16 protein-coding genes are annotated in these 16,946 nt (G+C 40.5%); all 16 read left to right on the plus strand.

Annotated features, from left to right (window positions below; all coding sequences use genetic code 11):
• The first annotated feature begins 6 nt into the window (after nt 1-6).
• The 16 genes from QZX97_RS05390 (at nt 7) to QZX97_RS05465 (ending at nt 16,943) form a co-directional block, all read left to right on the plus strand.
• On the plus strand, nt 7-522 hold the full coding sequence (locus QZX97_RS05390) for a hypothetical protein (RefSeq protein ID WP_295664394.1): 516 nt from the start codon (nt 7-9) through the stop codon (nt 520-522).
• An 11-nt stretch (nt 523-533) separates the two neighbouring features.
• The gene (locus QZX97_RS05395; protein WP_295664396.1) at nt 534-1,205 is read left to right on the plus strand and encodes a hypothetical protein; all 672 of its coding nucleotides are present in this window, start codon (nt 534-536) and stop codon (nt 1,203-1,205) included.
• Nucleotides 1,206-1,216: 11 nt separating this feature from the next.
• Nucleotides 1,217-1,771, plus strand: a complete 555-nt coding sequence (locus tag QZX97_RS05400) for a PRTRC system protein E (RefSeq protein WP_200066568.1) — start codon at nt 1,217-1,219, stop codon at nt 1,769-1,771.
• A gap of 19 nt (nt 1,772-1,790) precedes the next feature.
• Entirely contained in the window at nt 1,791-2,006 is a 216-nt protein-coding gene (locus tag QZX97_RS05405; RefSeq protein ID WP_295664399.1) for a PRTRC system protein C, read from the plus strand.
• Nucleotides 2,007-2,008: 2 nt separating this feature from the next.
• Complete coding sequence (locus QZX97_RS05410; RefSeq protein WP_295664401.1) at nt 2,009-2,185, plus strand: hypothetical protein; 177 nt, start codon at nt 2,009-2,011, stop codon at nt 2,183-2,185.
• Between the two features lie 11 nt (nt 2,186-2,196).
• Entirely contained in the window at nt 2,197-3,144 is a 948-nt protein-coding gene (locus QZX97_RS05415) for a hypothetical protein (protein ID WP_295664403.1), read from the plus strand.
• Entirely contained in the window at nt 3,141-3,857 is a 717-nt protein-coding gene (locus QZX97_RS05420) for a PRTRC system protein B (protein ID WP_295664405.1), read from the plus strand. Before QZX97_RS05415 ends, QZX97_RS05420 begins: the two co-directional genes overlap by 4 nt.
• Nucleotides 3,854-4,657: a PRTRC system ThiF family protein gene (locus QZX97_RS05425; RefSeq protein ID WP_295664407.1), complete on the plus strand. Its 804-nt coding sequence runs from the start codon at nt 3,854-3,856 to the stop codon at nt 4,655-4,657. The genes QZX97_RS05420 and QZX97_RS05425 overlap by 4 nt, the downstream gene beginning before the upstream one ends.
• 89 nt (nt 4,658-4,746) lie before the next feature.
• A complete protein-coding gene (locus tag QZX97_RS05430) occupies nt 4,747-4,932 on the plus strand; it encodes a 3-isopropylmalate dehydratase (protein WP_295664409.1) in 186 nt (61 codons plus the stop codon).
• Between the two features lie 8 nt (nt 4,933-4,940).
• Entirely contained in the window at nt 4,941-5,378 is a 438-nt protein-coding gene (locus QZX97_RS05435; RefSeq protein ID WP_295664412.1) for a macro domain-containing protein, read from the plus strand.
• Nucleotides 5,379-6,112: 734 nt separating this feature from the next.
• Nucleotides 6,113-6,781 (plus strand): hypothetical protein, encoded by a 669-nt coding sequence (locus QZX97_RS05440; RefSeq protein WP_295664414.1) that lies wholly within the window; start codon nt 6,113-6,115, stop codon nt 6,779-6,781.
• Between the two features lie 68 nt (nt 6,782-6,849).
• Entirely contained in the window at nt 6,850-7,926 is a 1,077-nt protein-coding gene (locus QZX97_RS05445; RefSeq protein WP_295664416.1) for a WYL domain-containing protein, read from the plus strand.
• A 47-nt stretch (nt 7,927-7,973) separates the two neighbouring features.
• Nucleotides 7,974-8,591, plus strand: a complete 618-nt coding sequence (locus QZX97_RS05450) for a hypothetical protein (protein WP_295664418.1) — start codon at nt 7,974-7,976, stop codon at nt 8,589-8,591.
• A 26-nt stretch (nt 8,592-8,617) separates the two neighbouring features.
• Nucleotides 8,618-10,384: an exodeoxyribonuclease V subunit alpha gene (recD, locus tag QZX97_RS05455; RefSeq protein ID WP_295664420.1), complete on the plus strand. Its 1,767-nt coding sequence runs from the start codon at nt 8,618-8,620 to the stop codon at nt 10,382-10,384.
• 5 nt (nt 10,385-10,389) lie between these two features.
• Nucleotides 10,390-13,536, plus strand: coding sequence for an exodeoxyribonuclease V subunit gamma (gene recC / locus QZX97_RS05460; RefSeq protein ID WP_295664422.1), 3,147 nt, complete (start codon nt 10,390-10,392; stop codon nt 13,534-13,536).
• 5 nt (nt 13,537-13,541) lie between these two features.
• A complete protein-coding gene (locus tag QZX97_RS05465) occupies nt 13,542-16,943 on the plus strand; it encodes a UvrD-helicase domain-containing protein (protein ID WP_295664424.1) in 3,402 nt (1,133 codons plus the stop codon).
• The last annotated feature ends 3 nt before the right edge of the window (nt 16,944-16,946 follow it).

The raw sequence follows: 16,946 nt of genomic DNA on the forward strand, positions 1-16,946 counted from the left end.
GGAAACATGACACGTTCAAATCTTTATATCACACTCAGCAACGGCGATGCAATAACCTGCGTTGCCGACAGCAGCAGCGCACCCGAACAGGGTTATATCGTTGAAAACTTAATCATCCCGCTTTTATCATTTTCCAATGCTGAACATGAACTGGCTTTGCTCAAAGAACATTGCACCATGAACGACCAACGGATAAATGCCGACTACCGCTATGAAATCGACCTGCAAAAGGAAACGGTAGCATTTTACGATGAACTGTATTTTTTTAAAATAGGTGTCTTTCGCAAAGGGGAAAACCTTACCCGCAGGTATATCGCATACCTTGAAAAAATCCAAAATCAAATCGTAAAGGATATGTTCAAAGGCTATTCCAACAAGGCGCTCATTCAAAGGGCAAACAGCCTGCCCGACTTTAAATGGGATGACGAGGGCGTAGAGTTACGACAAAGAAGCCTGCTATCCAACGGCGCATTCATTTATACCATGCGGGGCAATTCTTTAATCATTCTTAAAGACAACTAAAATCCGAAGCCATGAAACAAATAACATTGAAACTATACAGCTTTAACGAACTGGACAAGGAAGCCAAAAGTAAAGCACTAACCACCCATCGCGATTTGAATGTAAACTTTGATTGGTGGGATGATGAATTTGAGGATTTTATTGAACTGTGTTCCCGTATAGGCATTGCCGTTATCAAAGATAAAATCAAATTCAGGGGCTTTTATTCACAGGGGGACGGTAGCGGGTTTTCGGCTAAAGTGGATATACTTAAACTGATAACCGCCATAGAAAACCAGTCCTGGAAAGATTATGCTCCCCTACAGGAATTTACATTTACCGCCCCCGACATTGACCGCAAGGTATTACCGCTATTGGCAAAGGATATATTACCCAATGAACCGCAGATTATCAGCAGGTCACAGCAATACGGCGTAGTCGTAGACTTGGGTATCTACGTGGTTAATGAGGATGGCAGGGAACACGATAACGTTTTTGAGGAACTGGATAAACTCGAAGAATGGCTACGTAAAATTGCCGAAACTCTTAATCACTACCTATACAAAACCCTTGAAAATCAATACGATTTTCTATGCAGTGACACCGCCATAAAGGAAAGCATTCTAAACATGGAATACCTCTTTACCGCAGATGGCAGGTCTGCGAACCATCTGGAGCAATTAACAAAAAGAAAAACACATTAATCTTAAAAATCATGACCACTAACTTTTTTCAAAATATAGCAAACCTTAACGTTCCCGGCATTTGGAGAATAGGGATTAGCACAGACGAAAACGGCAACGTCAAAATAACAGGCTTGTTTAACATCCATAACAACGGCACACAAGCTGCCAAAGTCGTACCGCCCTTTATTATCAGCGGGACAGCTGAGGAAATGGATAATTGCTTTTTTGACACCATCACCAAACCCGTACAGGAAACAGCCGGGGTTTTTCATAACATGGAAGATTACCGTAAGGGATTGGATAAGGCAAAAAACTTATCCAAAGCATCCACCACCAAACAAACAGCCACCACGAGCGGAAAAAGCCCCGATTATGAAATGCCCGACCCGAAAGCTGAAAAGAAAAAGGCATACGATGCGACCCTGAAAACCATAGGCGAGTTACAGGCAGATTGTAAATACGAAGAAGCCATAGAACTTTTACCAACCGCTGAGGATTACCCCGAAAAGGAAACGGAACTCAAAAACCTACGAACCGAACTCAACCGCAAAAAGGAACAGTTAGCCCAAATCAAATTATTCTAACCTCTAAAACGACAAGATTATGTTTAGCGACTTATTACCACGGGTTTTTATCCATAAGGAGAACGGGCAGGAAATCACCCTGACCGACCCCGATATAAACCTTAGCCCCGAGGAGGTATGCGATTTTTACAGCACCCTCTATGCCATACTCACCACCGCCAAAATAGTCGGGCCTGAGTTTAAGAGCGACAAAGCCGAATACCAGTTTGTCACCACTTTAGGAACAAAAGGATAACCATGAAAGACACATCAAAGGCAGGCTTTATCAGCCTGCCTAAATCAAAAAGACAATGCAAACTATACCATCAATTAGGAAAATTCGCAGAAAGCCTCAACCAGTTGCCCGACACGCAGGCGGTACTAAAGGACAGGGCAAAATCAGCCCCCTTGCCTCATGTACCAATGGTTTTTTAAACCATAGCTTTTTGCCCCTTTGCCAAAAGGAAACCAAACTGCCTGAAAGGGAAACTGCGGAAACTGCTTATTTTAAATCGGTTGCCGACCTTTGCAAAATTCACGGTTTACAGCCCTTAGACACAGCGCATTTGCCCTATCCCTATAATATCCTGTTAAGCCATAGGGACATTGAAAAAAAACTGAACAGGTTACCCTACGATACTGAACTGTTTATCACCCGGAGCCAATCGGAAAGGACGATTGCGTTAACTACCAAACAGGTGTACGAGGTCGGTAACACGCTTTACTATATCCCCGTTATACCGCTTTTCCGCTTTTTGAAGCATAAGGAAAACAAAGCGAGTGGTAAGCTATTGCTTGCCGTTATGTCTTACCTGTACAGGGAAGCGGGCATCCCGTATTACAGGGACGAGGGCAATTTTATGTATGATAATTACGAAATAAACAAGGAGTATTTTTTGGAGTGCCTGAACGAATCGCCCGATGAATACGAGGAAGATATATCCGACATCATCAGGAATGAACTATGCGGGGATATTATGCAACGCAAAATCTATAACCGTTACCATCTTGACAATTTTGCTAAAACCATTGAGCGTTTTAAACCTCAAAATGCCTTTGACGAAGAATGTTTATTAATCGCTAAAGACGCTTTAGCCCTGTACCTTGAATTTCCGAACAGTTCCGTTTTTCAGCATCTTGAAGAACCCGAAGATACAGACGAAATTCCCACGCCAGAAACATACATTTCCTTTATAGGGGACGGAAAAGGCTGGGTTTATGAAAACGTTGAACGCTACATAAATGACTACTTAGGAAATTTCGCTGAAATGGCTTTGCCGACCCGAATACAGCTATTTGACGGCACAACGACCGAAGCAGAAACGCTTGAATTTGAATACCGCCTTTTTGAATTGATAGCAGACCTTTGCAATATTTTATTTGAGTTACCATGAGAGAGAATATAACCCAACAGTTCGGGCATTTATACGAACCATTAAAAGCGCTGCTAATTTACAGGAACAGCGAAAAGAAAAACATTTACGTGGAAGCATTTGATATGGATCGGGACGGTAGGCCGATTAACGCCCATCCCTTAACCATGCAGGAAAGTATCTCCTTAGCCAAAGCCTTAGATACTTCCGAGGATTTGCAGACCAGCTTTTTAGACCCGACAGGCTTAATGCCAAAAAACGTATTGTACATCAACCGGGGGCGCAATGCCTACGCCCTGTGGCATACCCCGACACAAAAAGTAAGGCTGTTATTTAAAGACGGCTTATCCATCCCCAATGGGGAAGCCTATGTACCGCCGATGGTATGGAAAGCCCAACGTAATGCCTTGTATGTTTATGCGCTGAAAAACGATGAACCATTAACCCTTACTACCACGTTGAGCCAGGCGCCGTACTTTAATATTTACGGGGACGGAAAGGTTTGCCTCGGTAACGTCAGCATCCAAATCCCAAAGGATTGCGGGTTGGAAGAATTTATGCGCCTGTGGCAGATTTACTTTTTCAACAGCTTTTTCAGCCATACGCTTGGTGGTGCAAGCCCTGTAAAGGGCAACATCGTACAGCTTTGGCAAAAACTGGTAAACACCGATGAACCGTTTCCTTTAGAAAAATTGAACCCGATTAAATCAACAATTAAAGACCTGATAAAATGAAAACTTTACCCGCCATACACTTTACGGATACCGCCTTGCTTGACCCCACCAACCCTATAACCGTTAACCTCATAGGCGCAGGCGGTACGGGACACCGTATGCTAACCGAACTGGTCAGGATGCACATATCGTTACAGGCATTCGGAAAGCCCGGACTGCAGGTTAATCTCTTCGATGATGATATAATTACCGAAGCGAACAGGGGCAGGCAAATGTTTGCCCAAACAGAAATCGGGCATTTTAAATCGGTTATCCTAATAAACCGTATCAACCGCTTTAATGGTACGAACTGGAAAGCCGTACCCGAACGCTTCAGCACAAAAACCCTGCACCTGTTACCCAATACAGGCAAAGCAAATATTTATATTAGCTGCGTGGATACTGCAAGCGCAAGATTTGATATTGCTGGCGCATTGAGAAAGGTTTGCAGGGACAGCCGTAACGACCGCGCCAAGCCTTTCTACTGGATGGACTTGGGCAACAGCCGTTTTACAGGGCAATTGGTATTATCTACCCTCGATGAAATCAAACAACCCGAATCGGAACGCTTCAGGCCAGTAGCCAGCCTGCCAAAGGTAACCGATGAATTTAAGGACTTGTTAGAGGAAGTGGACGACAAAGATGAGCCGAGTTGCTCCCAGGCCGAAGCCCTCAGAAAACAGGATTTATATATCAATACAGCTTTAGCCGTTTACGGTGCGGAACTGCTATGGCAGTTACTAAGCGATGGCATGATAGAACATCGGGGCTTATTCCTGAACATTAAAAAGTTTAAAACCACACCGCTCAAAATAGTTTAATACTATCTGCTATGAAATCATCATGAGCCTAATTTTTCCACCGATATTAGGCTCATGATAGCTTCATCACCATTAAAAAAAATACTTGGATGAAAATTATTGATTTGGACGGCAGGGAAATCGAAGTGACGGACTTGGACCTGGCAATCATGCAGGCGGATGATTATCGCTATTACAGGGTTAACGAACCAACAGAAATGCACCTGCATTTATATGACTATTGGGAAGATTTTTATCAAAAGTTGTTGTTACTGGATAAAGAGATAAAAGAATGATTAATTATGTGAAAGGCATCCTGCTGGAAAGTCCAGCGGTCGCGCTCGTCAACACCGTGAATACGGTTGGGGTGATGGGTAAAGGGATTGCCCTGCAATTCAAAAAGGCTTTTCCGCATAATTTTGAAGTATACAGGGAAGCTTCCCGTACAGGGCAGGTTAACATCGGTAAAATTTTGGCGGTCACAGACCGCAACTTATTATACGGAGATAAATTGATCCTCAATTTGCCGACCAAAACACATTGGCGATTGCCGTCTGAATACGATTATATAGCAGCTGGGTTGGTCGTATTAAGAAACTATCTATTAACTCATCACGTAGCAAGTGTTGCCATTCCTGCGCTTGGCTGCGGAAACGGGGGGCTGGATTGGTTGAAAGTAAAACTAATGATAGAAGATGCGTTAGGTAATATAGAAATTCCCGTTTGGGTCTATGAGCCTTGACCGCATACCCGGTGCGCCGGAACCGCCACATGCTCCTGTCCTCGCAAGAGGCGGTTCCGGCAGTTAAGGCTGCTTGATTTGAACAAAATCTAACCCTGCCCCGCATACCTTATATTTTCTTCAAAACAAGCGGTGTTATTTTTCCGGGTTTTTGCGGCCTTGGGTTATCCTAACGTTTATTTGGTGCCCCATTTCTTCACACGTTTCAGGATTGCATGTGCCGGGAGGCGGTCATTATTGGACATCAGCTTTTCGAGCTTTCTTTGAAGCCGTAATTTCGGGAATCAGTTCCAGCGCAACGATTTAGGCTAAAACCCAGATCAGGCCGTGTACACACAGCCATTTTTTCTCACAGTGCTTTCTTAACTTGTTGTCGCCGGAGATGACCAGACAGGCTGATTGCCGCGCATAATAAATAGGGTACGGTCGGCTGCTTCAGCCCGGTAAGAAATTCAAGCGTTATGTTTATGCCTATACCGTACCCCGGGTCGCTGAATGGCTGGTTTATTATCAATTGTACCTGGTCACTGGCAACAAATGGGAAGGGGCGGAATCTCCTGGCCATTTTATAGAAGCTCCCATCAATGTGATTATGAATGAATCTGCTCAGGTGTAAAACGGGTAATTAAGCCGCATACTGACATAATTAAAGCGATTTTAAGTGCTCTATGACTTAATCATAAAAAGATTGTAAAGCCGTCTTTTTTTGCGGTTTAAGTGGGTATTTTTGAAATATGAATACCGATAGTCTTTTTCCAAATTTGACCATTGTCAACCTCTTAAATGACTTTCATCAAAACGAGTTTGATGTTTCCACCATTGATAGCTACATGGTCAGCTACCATGCCTTCCTGAATTATTTTAAAATTATTGCTGATAGAAAAGGAGAAATAAGGAAAGATGACCTAATAATTGGTATTAATTTCACCTACGGATGGATGCCAACCATTTTCAGTTTTAAAAATGATGATTTTGACTATCCGCTTCACATACTTAACCAGGTACAGCAGGGCGCAATTATTGGAATCAAGGAGTTTAATGCTCTTAAGTCGTTGTTCAACAATTCAATAGTCGGAACATCAAAGCTATTGCATTTCATTAATCCGGAGCAATATGCAATATGGGACAGCCGTGTTTGTCGGTTCGCGACAGGCCGTAATAATGTGTACCAATCACAAGTGAATAACACAGAGTATTTCAACCGATATTTGAATTTAAGCAGATTGCTGTCATCCGAACCCCTATTTGAATATGAGATATATCAGCCATTTTGCAAAAAATTAAATGAATATCAACAAAAGACTATTCCTGTTACTCCTTTACGGGTTCTTGAACTTTTACTTTTCTTAATGGATATTAAAAAATATGGTCGAAATAATAAAGCAACAGCGGTGGTTGAATAAGTGAATACTATCAGACTTTTGCAGTATTTGACTTATTTAAATACTTTGCATAACCTTATCTTTAACCAATGAAACAAGAAGCCCGCCTAAAAAAATGGGACGAACTTATTAGGCAGAAGCGCTATCCTGGGATCCAAAATTTTTGCGCATTGTCAGGTGCGGAAAGAACTGTTTCAGATCGGACTCTTGAATCTGATATTCGAGAACTCAAAAGGATTTTAGCATCTAAATATACCTCCTTAGAATCGGCTCAGCTTTTGAAATATAGTAGAAGCCGTGGAGGTTATTATTACCCTGAATCCATCAGCGCCTTTACTGAAATCGATTCGCGCGACATTCGGAATCTACAGGAATTAAGCCGTAGCTTAAGCGGATTTACCCATTTATTTGTCACCAATGAAGCTAAAAATGCGTTCTACAAATTAAAAGCCATAGCTAAACTTGAAGAAAGTACTAAGGGGCAGGATGCACTCTGGAATCCTGTTATCTATACAAAGGAAGGGGCGCGTGACGGACAAGATTTTTTCGACGAGATCATTCATTCAATTGAAGATTTATGTGCTATAACGCTTCAATATCGGGCATTTGGAAAAAAACAATTAAAAAAACACTTAGTCTTGCCGTTAGTAATCAAGGAGTGGCAAAATGCTTGGTATTTATTAGCCTGTCCGTTACCTGACCCGGAGATAAAAAGGCTTAGGTTGAAAAAAGACGAACTCCAACTCTTTGCACTGAACAGGATACAACATATTAGCAGAGAATCTATTTCGCTCAGACCAAAAATCGTCAATCTGGGGGAATTTAACCCTGCAACCTACTTTCAAAATAGTTTTGGGGTGTTCCGTGAAAATTTAAGTACGTCAGAAAACCAGCCTGAAATTTTAAAACTTATGCTGGACACCGCTGATGCGTGGATGTACGATTATATAAAACGCACCCCTATCCATCCGACCGTCCATATTCTTAGTGATGACCCCGAAAAGAATTATTTGCGATTTACGATGGATTTAGAATGGAGTCCTGAACTGGAGGCTTTTTTACTTCAGTTCTCACCGATGCTCAAGCTTAAGGGAACTGTAAAAGCGGTAAAAAAATTTAGGGAGCGGCTGAAGCGTATCCAAGATTCTTATTCAGATTTAAACTAAGTAGCTAACCCGTGGTTTTTTGCGGTTAACAATAACAGTTTTGTAATATGGAAAAAACAGAAGCCCTGAATAAGTTAACTTGCTATGTCGCACAGGCGCAATTGTGGCATAAGTTACGTTTAACACATACCGATGATCAACTCAACGATCTATTGTTGCAAATTATTATAATTGAAGAGGAGCTATTGGCTTTTTATGGGCTTCCCAATACGCTCCATTATAATGAATACTTTCAGTTACTGGCATTAAAAGATGATTTTATATTAGCCGATGCTAAACAGCTAATTTCCGAATTAGAGGAAGCGGCGGCTACATTCTTAAGTAGCCCTGTTATCACCGATGTAGAATTACTGAGGCAAGCTTTTGAAAATAAAACAATCATTGAAAATGTTTTGCCAGCAACCCGGCTAAAGCTAAAACCGGAGCCTTATTTTGATTACGTTTACGAAACTAAATTTTTAAAAGGACTTACAGAACCCCAGGTAATGCTTACAGATTTTCAGATCGTAGCTGAAAATGGCCTGGGACAAAAATTGACTGATTTAAGCATAAATCAGGATTTGTGTTCTGACGATTATGAGTCATTGCACACTTTTAATTTACAGTTTACAGAAGATTTTATTCTAAATTATCAAGATTATAAAAATCGAATTATGGTTCAATAGTCATTGATTAACCTTATCCAACTTAGATGAAACAAACCCTAAATGATGTACACCAACAATTCGCGGAATTCTTTCCGGGAAAAGTTTTGGCGCCTTTTGTATATCTCTTATCCAAGAAATTGAGTGAAGGCCATATTTGTCTGAATATTGATCTGTTAGCCGACGAACTGGAAGGATTGCCTGTCAATTATCAAAAAATAATTGAAAATGACAGCGAAAAGCTCGTTTATGAGCAGTTGGTTACTGATGAAAATGGTCGACAACCTTTTATCTTACATAATAGACGATTGTACTTTGAACGATATTTTGCTTACGAAACAAAAATCCTGAATGGAATCCTGACCTTAATAAAAAATGGAAAACCGTTAATAGATGATCGATGTGCTACACTACTTGCTAATTGTGAGCTTATCAATGACCTTTTCAAAGGCAACTTTTCGCAAGATGAGATAGATTGGCAAATGGCTGGTGTTCTGGTGGGTGTAATTAATAATTTTACCATAATTACGGGCGGGCCAGGAACAGGTAAGACCACAACATTGGCAAAGTTGCTTGCAGTTCTTTTCACCATTGAGCCTAATATAAGAGTTGCGCTTGCCGCCCCTACCGGTAAAGCCGCTATGCGGATGGCAGAATCATTACAAAGTGCCAGAATTGACGCTCCGGAATCAGTGGTCAATCGAATAAAAGCATTAGAACCGGTGACGTTACATCGATTGCTCAAATCCGTTCCCAATTCAACCCAGTTTCGACACAATGCAGAGAATCCGTTAGCTGAAGACGTAATCGTAATTGATGAAGCTTCAATGGTAGATGTTGCGCTTTTTGCAAAGCTAATGGAAGCGGTTGGGGCACATACCCGACTAATATTTCTCGGTGATAAAAATCAACTGGCATCTGTTGAAGCAGGCAGTATGCTTGGCGATTTATGCCAATTCGAACCAATTATTAATACGGTTCCTCAAGAAACAGAAATTGTTTTAAATGCTGTTTTAAAATTGCCATCTGCTAAGCAGTTGCACCCATTAGCAGGACACATTATCGAACTGAAGAAAAGCCATCGTTTTTCGGACACTTCTGAGATCGGAAATTTAAGTCGTGCTATTTTAGCGGGCCAAATTGAAGCAATAAAACCAGGAAGCGATGTAGCCATTGATCATAATTTTAATGATCATTTATTGGCCGCTTTTTTTGCAGGTTTTGAAACCTATATCAATGAAGGTGATATTACACAAGCACTTCAAAAACTTAATTCTCAAAGAATATTGTGTGCAGTTTGGGAAGGCGAACAAGGCGTAACGCATTTAAATACCCTGGTTGAAGAATACCTTAAGAGCAAGAAGTTAATTCGCATCACTTCTGATTTTTATGAGAACAGGCCTATTATGGTTTCGCGAAATTATTATGATCTGGGATTATTCAATGGTGATACAGGAATTATTCGACCCGATGAAAACGGCAATTTAAAAGCCTGGTTTTCTGATGGTAAAGGAGGAGTCCGCGATGTACTCCCACATTACATTAGCGAAGTTCAAACGGTATTTGCAATGACCATCCATAAAAGCCAAGGTTCGGAATATGACCGGGTGCTAATACTACTACCTGAAAAGGGTGGTGAAAGGCTGCTAACACGCGAATTGCTATACACCGCCGTAACGCGAGCGAAAAATAGCGTAACAATACAAGCCAGTCATGAAGTCATGCGAACAACGGTTATTACTTCAGTGCAACGAGCATCAGGAATCTTTGAACGATTTATTCAATCATCGTCTACAAACCTAAATTTACAATAACAGCTATGGCATTATTTCTCAAAGTCTCTAACTCACTGGAAAAGCTTGCCTTGCGTATCTCATCAGATATGCGTGATTTTCCCGGTGGCGTTTTTCAACCAGACTTTATCATTACGCAAACTTCCGGAATGAATAATTGGCTAAGGATACGTATTGCGGAACATAACGGAATAACAGCTAATATTCGTTTTTTAAAACCAAACGACATTATTTATCAAATCTATTTCAGGCTTGACGGACCTAAAGAAAGAGTGCTGGCAGCAGATAATTTACAATGGGTGCTTTTTACTGAACTTGATGATGTAGCTTTCAAGCGCCGGTATCCGGTTATTGCAGGTTATTATAAGAATAACGATGAAGTGAAACGCCTCGGGCTTGCCCGTAAGGTAGGCGATCTGTTTGACCAATATCAAATATATCGACCTGATATGATCAGAGAATGGAACGCATTGGAGTTATCAAACGATTCTGTCACCTGGCAAGCCTGGCTTTGGATTAAAACGAAAGAATCGCTGGGTTCCCGTATACCTGATAAAACGCTCATTGCAGATTTTGTGATAAACGCATTGAAGGAACCGGAAAATCAAAATAAAATAAGGGAAAGATTACCTCGTATACATTTATTTGGCATTTCCATTCTTACAGCTTTTCACATTGACTTATTTAGACAATTAGGTGAACACATAGATATATGTTTCTACCTTTTGAATCCTGCCCCGCAACTTTATTGGTATGAGGATAGAAGTCCTTCGCAAATAGCCCGTTGGATGAAGCGTTCCGCTATTAATGGCAAGTTTGCGCCGCCAGTTGAAGGGAATACGCTGTTAACAAACTGGGGCAAAGTTATTCGGGACACCTTCAGTTTGCTTTTTAAGCACGAGGAATTGCTGGATAGGTATGATGACAGCGAAGTCGAACTCCCTGTTCCGGATACACTACTTAAAAAAATTCAGTTTGACCTTTTTAACAATGCTATCGAGGAAGACCGTCAAATAATAACTGTGAATGATCTTAAGGACGGTTCTCTAAGTTTCCATGCCTGCTATACACCGGCACGCGAAGTAGAAGTTTTTTATAATTATTTAGTAAGACAAGTTGAAACGGGTAAAATCACTTCTCCGAGGGATATTGTCGTCATGGTTAATGATATAGATGCCTATGCGCCTTATATCCGCGCTGTATTAAAATCGGCCCCTTATTCATTTCCTTTTATTATCGCAGATGAGCATATTTCTGTAAACGAAGGTTTTTTCAATTCACTTCAAGCTATTATGAACTTAAATTCAGATGAGTTTAAGGCCGAAGAAATACTGCAACTTTTAGAACTTGGGTATATACGACAACGTTTCGGTATTACAAATGTAGATTTGATAAGACAAGCGGTCAATACTGCTAACATCCGGTTCGGAATATCTGGCAGCGAATTAGATGAGTCAGTTACATTAAGTTGGGAAAATGGATTAAAACGTATAATGTACGGCATTTGTATGAGTGATCCGGTCGAATATCTCGGAGACGGATATGGTTTTTATCCCTTGGACCTTGCGGAGGGACCATCTGCACTGGAGCTAGTTAAATTCACGCATTTTATTCAGGTGCTGATTTCAGTTTGTAGCGAACAGGAGCAAAACAGGACTCTTGCTGAATGGAGCCAATACCTGGAAGATAGTGTAAGACGATTACTATTTACAGGAGCAAATGATGATGATGCTGATTACCTTCTGTTTCGGGACTATCTGGAACGTTTAAACCTTATTTCGGAGACTATGGGCGAAAAAGTTAGTTTCAATGTATTTCGACAAAGTTTTATCAACGAAATGGAAGGAGAAACGCGCCCAGGTAACTTTATTTCGGGTGGAATTACTTTTTGTTCATTGATTCCAATGCGCAGTATCCCTTTTAAAACAGTCGCGATACTGGGTTTAAACTATGATAAGTTCCCCCGAAAAGAATCGCCTGTAACCTTTGATCTGATGAAAGCGCAACCCAAGCCGGGCGATAGAGATGTACGCGAAAACGACAAGCACTTATTTTTAGAAACCGTTCTTTCGGCGAAGGAAAGATTATATATCAGCTATATAGGCAGAAATTCTAAAGACAATACTGTCCAACCTCCTTCGGCATTGATCGACGAATTACTGGATTATATTACTGACGAGCCCACGTCGATGGTCACACTACATCCCCTTCATAGTTTTAGTTCAAAATATTCAGAAACGGGCAATGACCTTTATACATACCTGACAGACCAGGAACTGTCAATACCTGCTTTAGATAAGACGGAAGTCAAGATGCTTGATTTTGCCGATATTAATATTGACAGCTTTATCGCTTTTTTTAAAAATCCGTTTAAAGCATATTACAATAAAATACTTGGCATTTATTACCGTGAAGAGGCGCTATTGCTTGGTGACACCGAGATATTTGAACAGGATAAGCTTCAGGAGTGGAATCTGAAAAAAGATCTGCTTTTCCTGGATGATGCCTTGTTGCCCAACTATCGTAACAAAGGGGTAAAAACAGGCATTCTGCCATTAAAAAACATGGCTGATCTCGTTTTGGAAAAGACCTATACCAGTATAAGCGAAGTCAAAGAATTAGTTCAGGAATGTGTCGGTGACAGCCTGCCAAGAAAGCAGCAGGTGGAAATTGTAATAGGTGATTCAATCATAAACGGAACTATATTTCCTGTATACGATCACGTATTAATGATTGCTTCGTTTTCAAAGAACGAAGCAAAATATTGCCTTGAAGCATATGTCCTTCATTTACTTGCGACCGCTGCCGAACTTGAGCTGGAAACGCATTATATCTCGGCAATAACGCTTGAAAAAGTAGTACTACCATCTTTAACAAAAGAGATCGCATTCGAGAAATTAAAAGTCTTTCTTGATCTTTATAAGCGTGGGCATAAAGAACCGCTTGTTTTCTCTCCGGATTTCAGGTTAGACATGAGTAAACTTGACAGTTTAACGCACGAAAAGTTCCTTGCACAGTTGAAAAAGGCTACCGATGAACGAGGGTGGTTAAACGACGCGTATATTTTAAAAGAATACGAGAACGGATTTTTTGAGAGCACCGAATGTTATGAGGCTTGCAAATTAAATACACGGGACATTTACGAACCAGTTTACCAAATATTTAATCGTTAATATTTATGGATCAAATGAAAAACTTTGTCGCTTCCGATGTGCCCCTGGAAGGCAGTAACCTGATCGAAGCAAGCGCCGGTACAGGAAAGACCTATTCTATTGCAATATTATTGCTTAGGTTATTGCTGGAAAAGCAACTTGCACTTAAAGAGGTGTTGATGGTAACTTTCACTAAGGCTGCTGTTGCTGAATTAGAAGAACGGATTCGTTTGTTTGTCCGTATAGCAGCTAAAGCCGCCAATGGTATTCCAATTAAGGATACTACAATTTTGCAGTTGGTCAATAAAGCAATAGAAAAGCAAGGTGAGAGCAATGTAAAGGAAGTGTTGACGCAGGCAGTATTGCTTTTGGATGATACCTCAGTAATGACCATACACAGTTTTTGCCAGCAGACATTGAATGAATTTGCTTTTGAAACCGGCCAATTATTTGGCTGTGAAACTTTAAAAGACTCGGGGCCATTGCTCGACGACGAAATAAATAAATTCTGGCGAGCACATGTGACGAGTATTCCATTAAAGCTACTTAATATATTAATTGATAATGGATTATCGAGAGCAAACTTCTCAGAGGTGCTGAATGGCCATTACGGAGGTAAGCGGTATATTGCCTATTTTCCGGACGCGCATTACGCACTTTCATCCGATCTCCTTGAAAATGAATGGATAGACATTGAAAAAATTCTCTCGGAAGCAGACGGATGCGTCAAAACGCTTCATACGCGAATTATAAATGATGAAGGCAATTTGCGGGCTGCAACTGCGGCGAACCGATATGCGCACACTGCACTCTCACACTTGCTCGATAGTCCAGAAGAATTTATCAAGCAGATCAAGGCCAAAAGAAATTCAGGTTACATCAACACGCTGTATGGACACTTGCTGGTGGCGTGTGATGAGATCGACGAAATAATGAGCAGAGTCGGTGAAAAAGCAAATAAGATCATCAGTACGCTTTATTGTATGAGCATCAGAGAGGCATCCATCAATATTCAAGCTTATAAAAACAGAAACAGTGTGTTATCCTTTGACGACATGATCATCAATTTACATACTGCCACCGTCAAAGATTATAATGAGCAACTCCTGCAATCTTTACGAGCAAAATACAAGGCTGTTTTTGTCGATGAGTTTCAAGATACCGATAAATTGCAATACGAAATTTTCGAACAAGTTTTCGGACAAACAAATATCCTGTTTTACATTGGCGACCCGAAACAATCCATTTACGCCTGGAGAAAAGCAGACATTAATACCTATTTGAAAGCAGCGACTACTGTAGCAAACAACTACAGTATGAATATCAATTACCGATCTTGCCCTGCATACATTCATTCAATGAATGTTTTTTTTCAACCGGTAGATGGGTTTGATACATTTGCTTTCGGGGGCCAGGAAAATTCGTTTGGCTACATCCCGGTCGATGCACCATCCACAAAAACTGTTCACCCTCTCCTCAGAGAAAGTGCCCCCGAAGCTCCTATTTTATTATTTGAATGTCCCACTAATGATAGCATCGCCGCAGCAGTCGCTAAACAAGTACTGGCACTTCTGGAAGATAGAAGCTATCAATTGGAAGTCAATGGTGAACACAGAGCGGTTAAGCCATCAGACATTGGAATACTGGTTAGAAAAAATAAACAGGGGAAACTTATAAAGAATGCGCTTGCAGCAGTTCGTATTCCCGCTGTGACCATTGACGATAGTAAGATATTAAAATCAAACGAGGCTACGGCATTACTTTATCTGCTTCAAGCTTTTGAAGATAAAAATCGTGGCTCGATCAACAAAGCATTACTATCACCGTTCACTGGATTTGACCGGGATCAAATATTGCTACTTAACGATGATCAACAACAGGAGCGATTCAAAATTTACAGTGTACTTTGGGATCAACAGGGTATTTATGTAAGCTTTGCAGCATTTTTAAGAGATTATAAGGTAAGGTCTGTATTACTTAACCATTCACATGGCGAACGTGTATTAACTAACCTGATGCAATTGGTTGAAATATTACACAAGACACAAACCGCAAATAAATTAAATAACGGTGAGCTCATCGCGTGGTTGCAGAAAGCGACTGAAGGTATGGATGTTCAGGGTGACGAGTTTGAGCAACGGATCGAAAGTGATGAAGAAGCAGTGAGAATTATCACCATCCATAAAAGTAAAGGTTTAGAATATAATATAGTCTTCGCCCCGTTTTTAGATATGTTACCGGAAGGCGTTGGTGATTTTTGCAGTTTCCGGGATAGGGATAGTGGAGAGTATTTGTTTGCCCATCATAATCAACTAAGCGACGAACAATCGGCATTGCTTTCCGAACAACTCGAACAGGAAAATAGACGCATGATTTATGTCGCAGTTACCAGGGCTGTTTATAAATGCTATATCTATAAAAACACTGCCTCATATTACAATAACTCAAGTTTAAAAACTTTTATAGCCGGATTAAAGACACTTGAAGCTGAAAACGAATTGATTCAATTTGCTGATCACACAGCTATACCAAGCCATTCCAAATATTCTGGAAAGCTGGAATGGAAACCATTAAAGCACATGGAACCCGCTCAATTTCAACTTAGCGATCAAAACTGGCATAAGCTGAGCTACACCTTTTTGTCTAGAAAGCAACCTTTTATAATAAAAGAAAATAATAATAATGCTGTCGGAGAATATGAATCATTCATATTTAAACAGTTACCCAAGAGCATCGTAACGGGCCACTTACTTCATTATATTTTAGAGAATATTGATTTCACCAAATCGACAAACTGGGAAAAAGTTATTGATATGGGTATCAGACGTTTTATGCCAGCTACTGGAGATACTTATTCCAAAATGCTTTTTGTGATGCTAGAGCACATCGTGAATGCAGAGATAAATATTGACGGGACAACATTTGCTCTTGTTGACGTTGCCAGGAATAAACGAATCAGTGAATTTGAATTTGATTTCAACGTCGGCAGTTTTGTAAATACGGCAATCGAAGAACTTTCAGATAATGAGGCAAAGTTTTTAGTCGGCTACGAAGAGCAGCTTGAAGGAATGATGAATGGTAAAATAGATCTGATCTTTGAATATGCCGGCAAATATTATATTTTGGATTGGAAATCAAATTTTCTAGGTGACTCATTAAGCTGGTATAATACCAACTCCTTGCGAAACACGATGAATGACGGAAATTATCATCTACAATATTTGATTTATACATTGGCATTGAAGAAGTATCTTACCGTAAAACTACAGGGGTTCGATTATGAATCACAGTTTGGAGGTGTAGCATATATGTTCTTACGGGGTCTTAGAAAAAATCAGGAAAGTGGAATATTTTCCTGTGTACCGCCATTGGAACAAATTGAAAAATTGGAGAATATATTAATAGGTGCCGAAACGTTAATGGGATAAATA

This window comes from uncultured Mucilaginibacter sp. (genome assembly GCF_903893715.1).
Lineage (GTDB): Bacteria > Bacteroidota > Bacteroidia > Sphingobacteriales > Sphingobacteriaceae > Mucilaginibacter.

Coding starts and splice junctions, on each gene's coding strand:
- QZX97_RS05390 (WP_295664394.1), top strand. CDS start 7: ATGACACGTTCAAATCTTTATATCACACTCAGCAACGGCGATGCAATA.
- recC (WP_295664422.1), top strand. CDS start 10,390: ATGGCATTATTTCTCAAAGTCTCTAACTCACTGGAAAAGCTTGCCTTG.
- QZX97_RS05465 (WP_295664424.1), top strand. CDS start 13,542: ATGGATCAAATGAAAAACTTTGTCGCTTCCGATGTGCCCCTGGAAGGC.
- QZX97_RS05400 (WP_200066568.1), top strand. CDS start 1,217: ATGACCACTAACTTTTTTCAAAATATAGCAAACCTTAACGTTCCCGGC.
- QZX97_RS05450 (WP_295664418.1), top strand. CDS start 7,974: ATGGAAAAAACAGAAGCCCTGAATAAGTTAACTTGCTATGTCGCACAG.
- QZX97_RS05395 (WP_295664396.1), top strand. CDS start 534: ATGAAACAAATAACATTGAAACTATACAGCTTTAACGAACTGGACAAG.
- recD (WP_295664420.1), top strand. CDS start 8,618: ATGAAACAAACCCTAAATGATGTACACCAACAATTCGCGGAATTCTTT.
- QZX97_RS05405 (WP_295664399.1), top strand. CDS start 1,791: ATGTTTAGCGACTTATTACCACGGGTTTTTATCCATAAGGAGAACGGG.
- QZX97_RS05440 (WP_295664414.1), top strand. CDS start 6,113: ATGAATACCGATAGTCTTTTTCCAAATTTGACCATTGTCAACCTCTTA.
- QZX97_RS05420 (WP_295664405.1), top strand. CDS start 3,141: ATGAGAGAGAATATAACCCAACAGTTCGGGCATTTATACGAACCATTA.
- QZX97_RS05445 (WP_295664416.1), top strand. CDS start 6,850: ATGAAACAAGAAGCCCGCCTAAAAAAATGGGACGAACTTATTAGGCAG.
- QZX97_RS05410 (WP_295664401.1), top strand. CDS start 2,009: ATGAAAGACACATCAAAGGCAGGCTTTATCAGCCTGCCTAAATCAAAA.
- QZX97_RS05430 (WP_295664409.1), top strand. CDS start 4,747: ATGAAAATTATTGATTTGGACGGCAGGGAAATCGAAGTGACGGACTTG.
- QZX97_RS05425 (WP_295664407.1), top strand. CDS start 3,854: ATGAAAACTTTACCCGCCATACACTTTACGGATACCGCCTTGCTTGAC.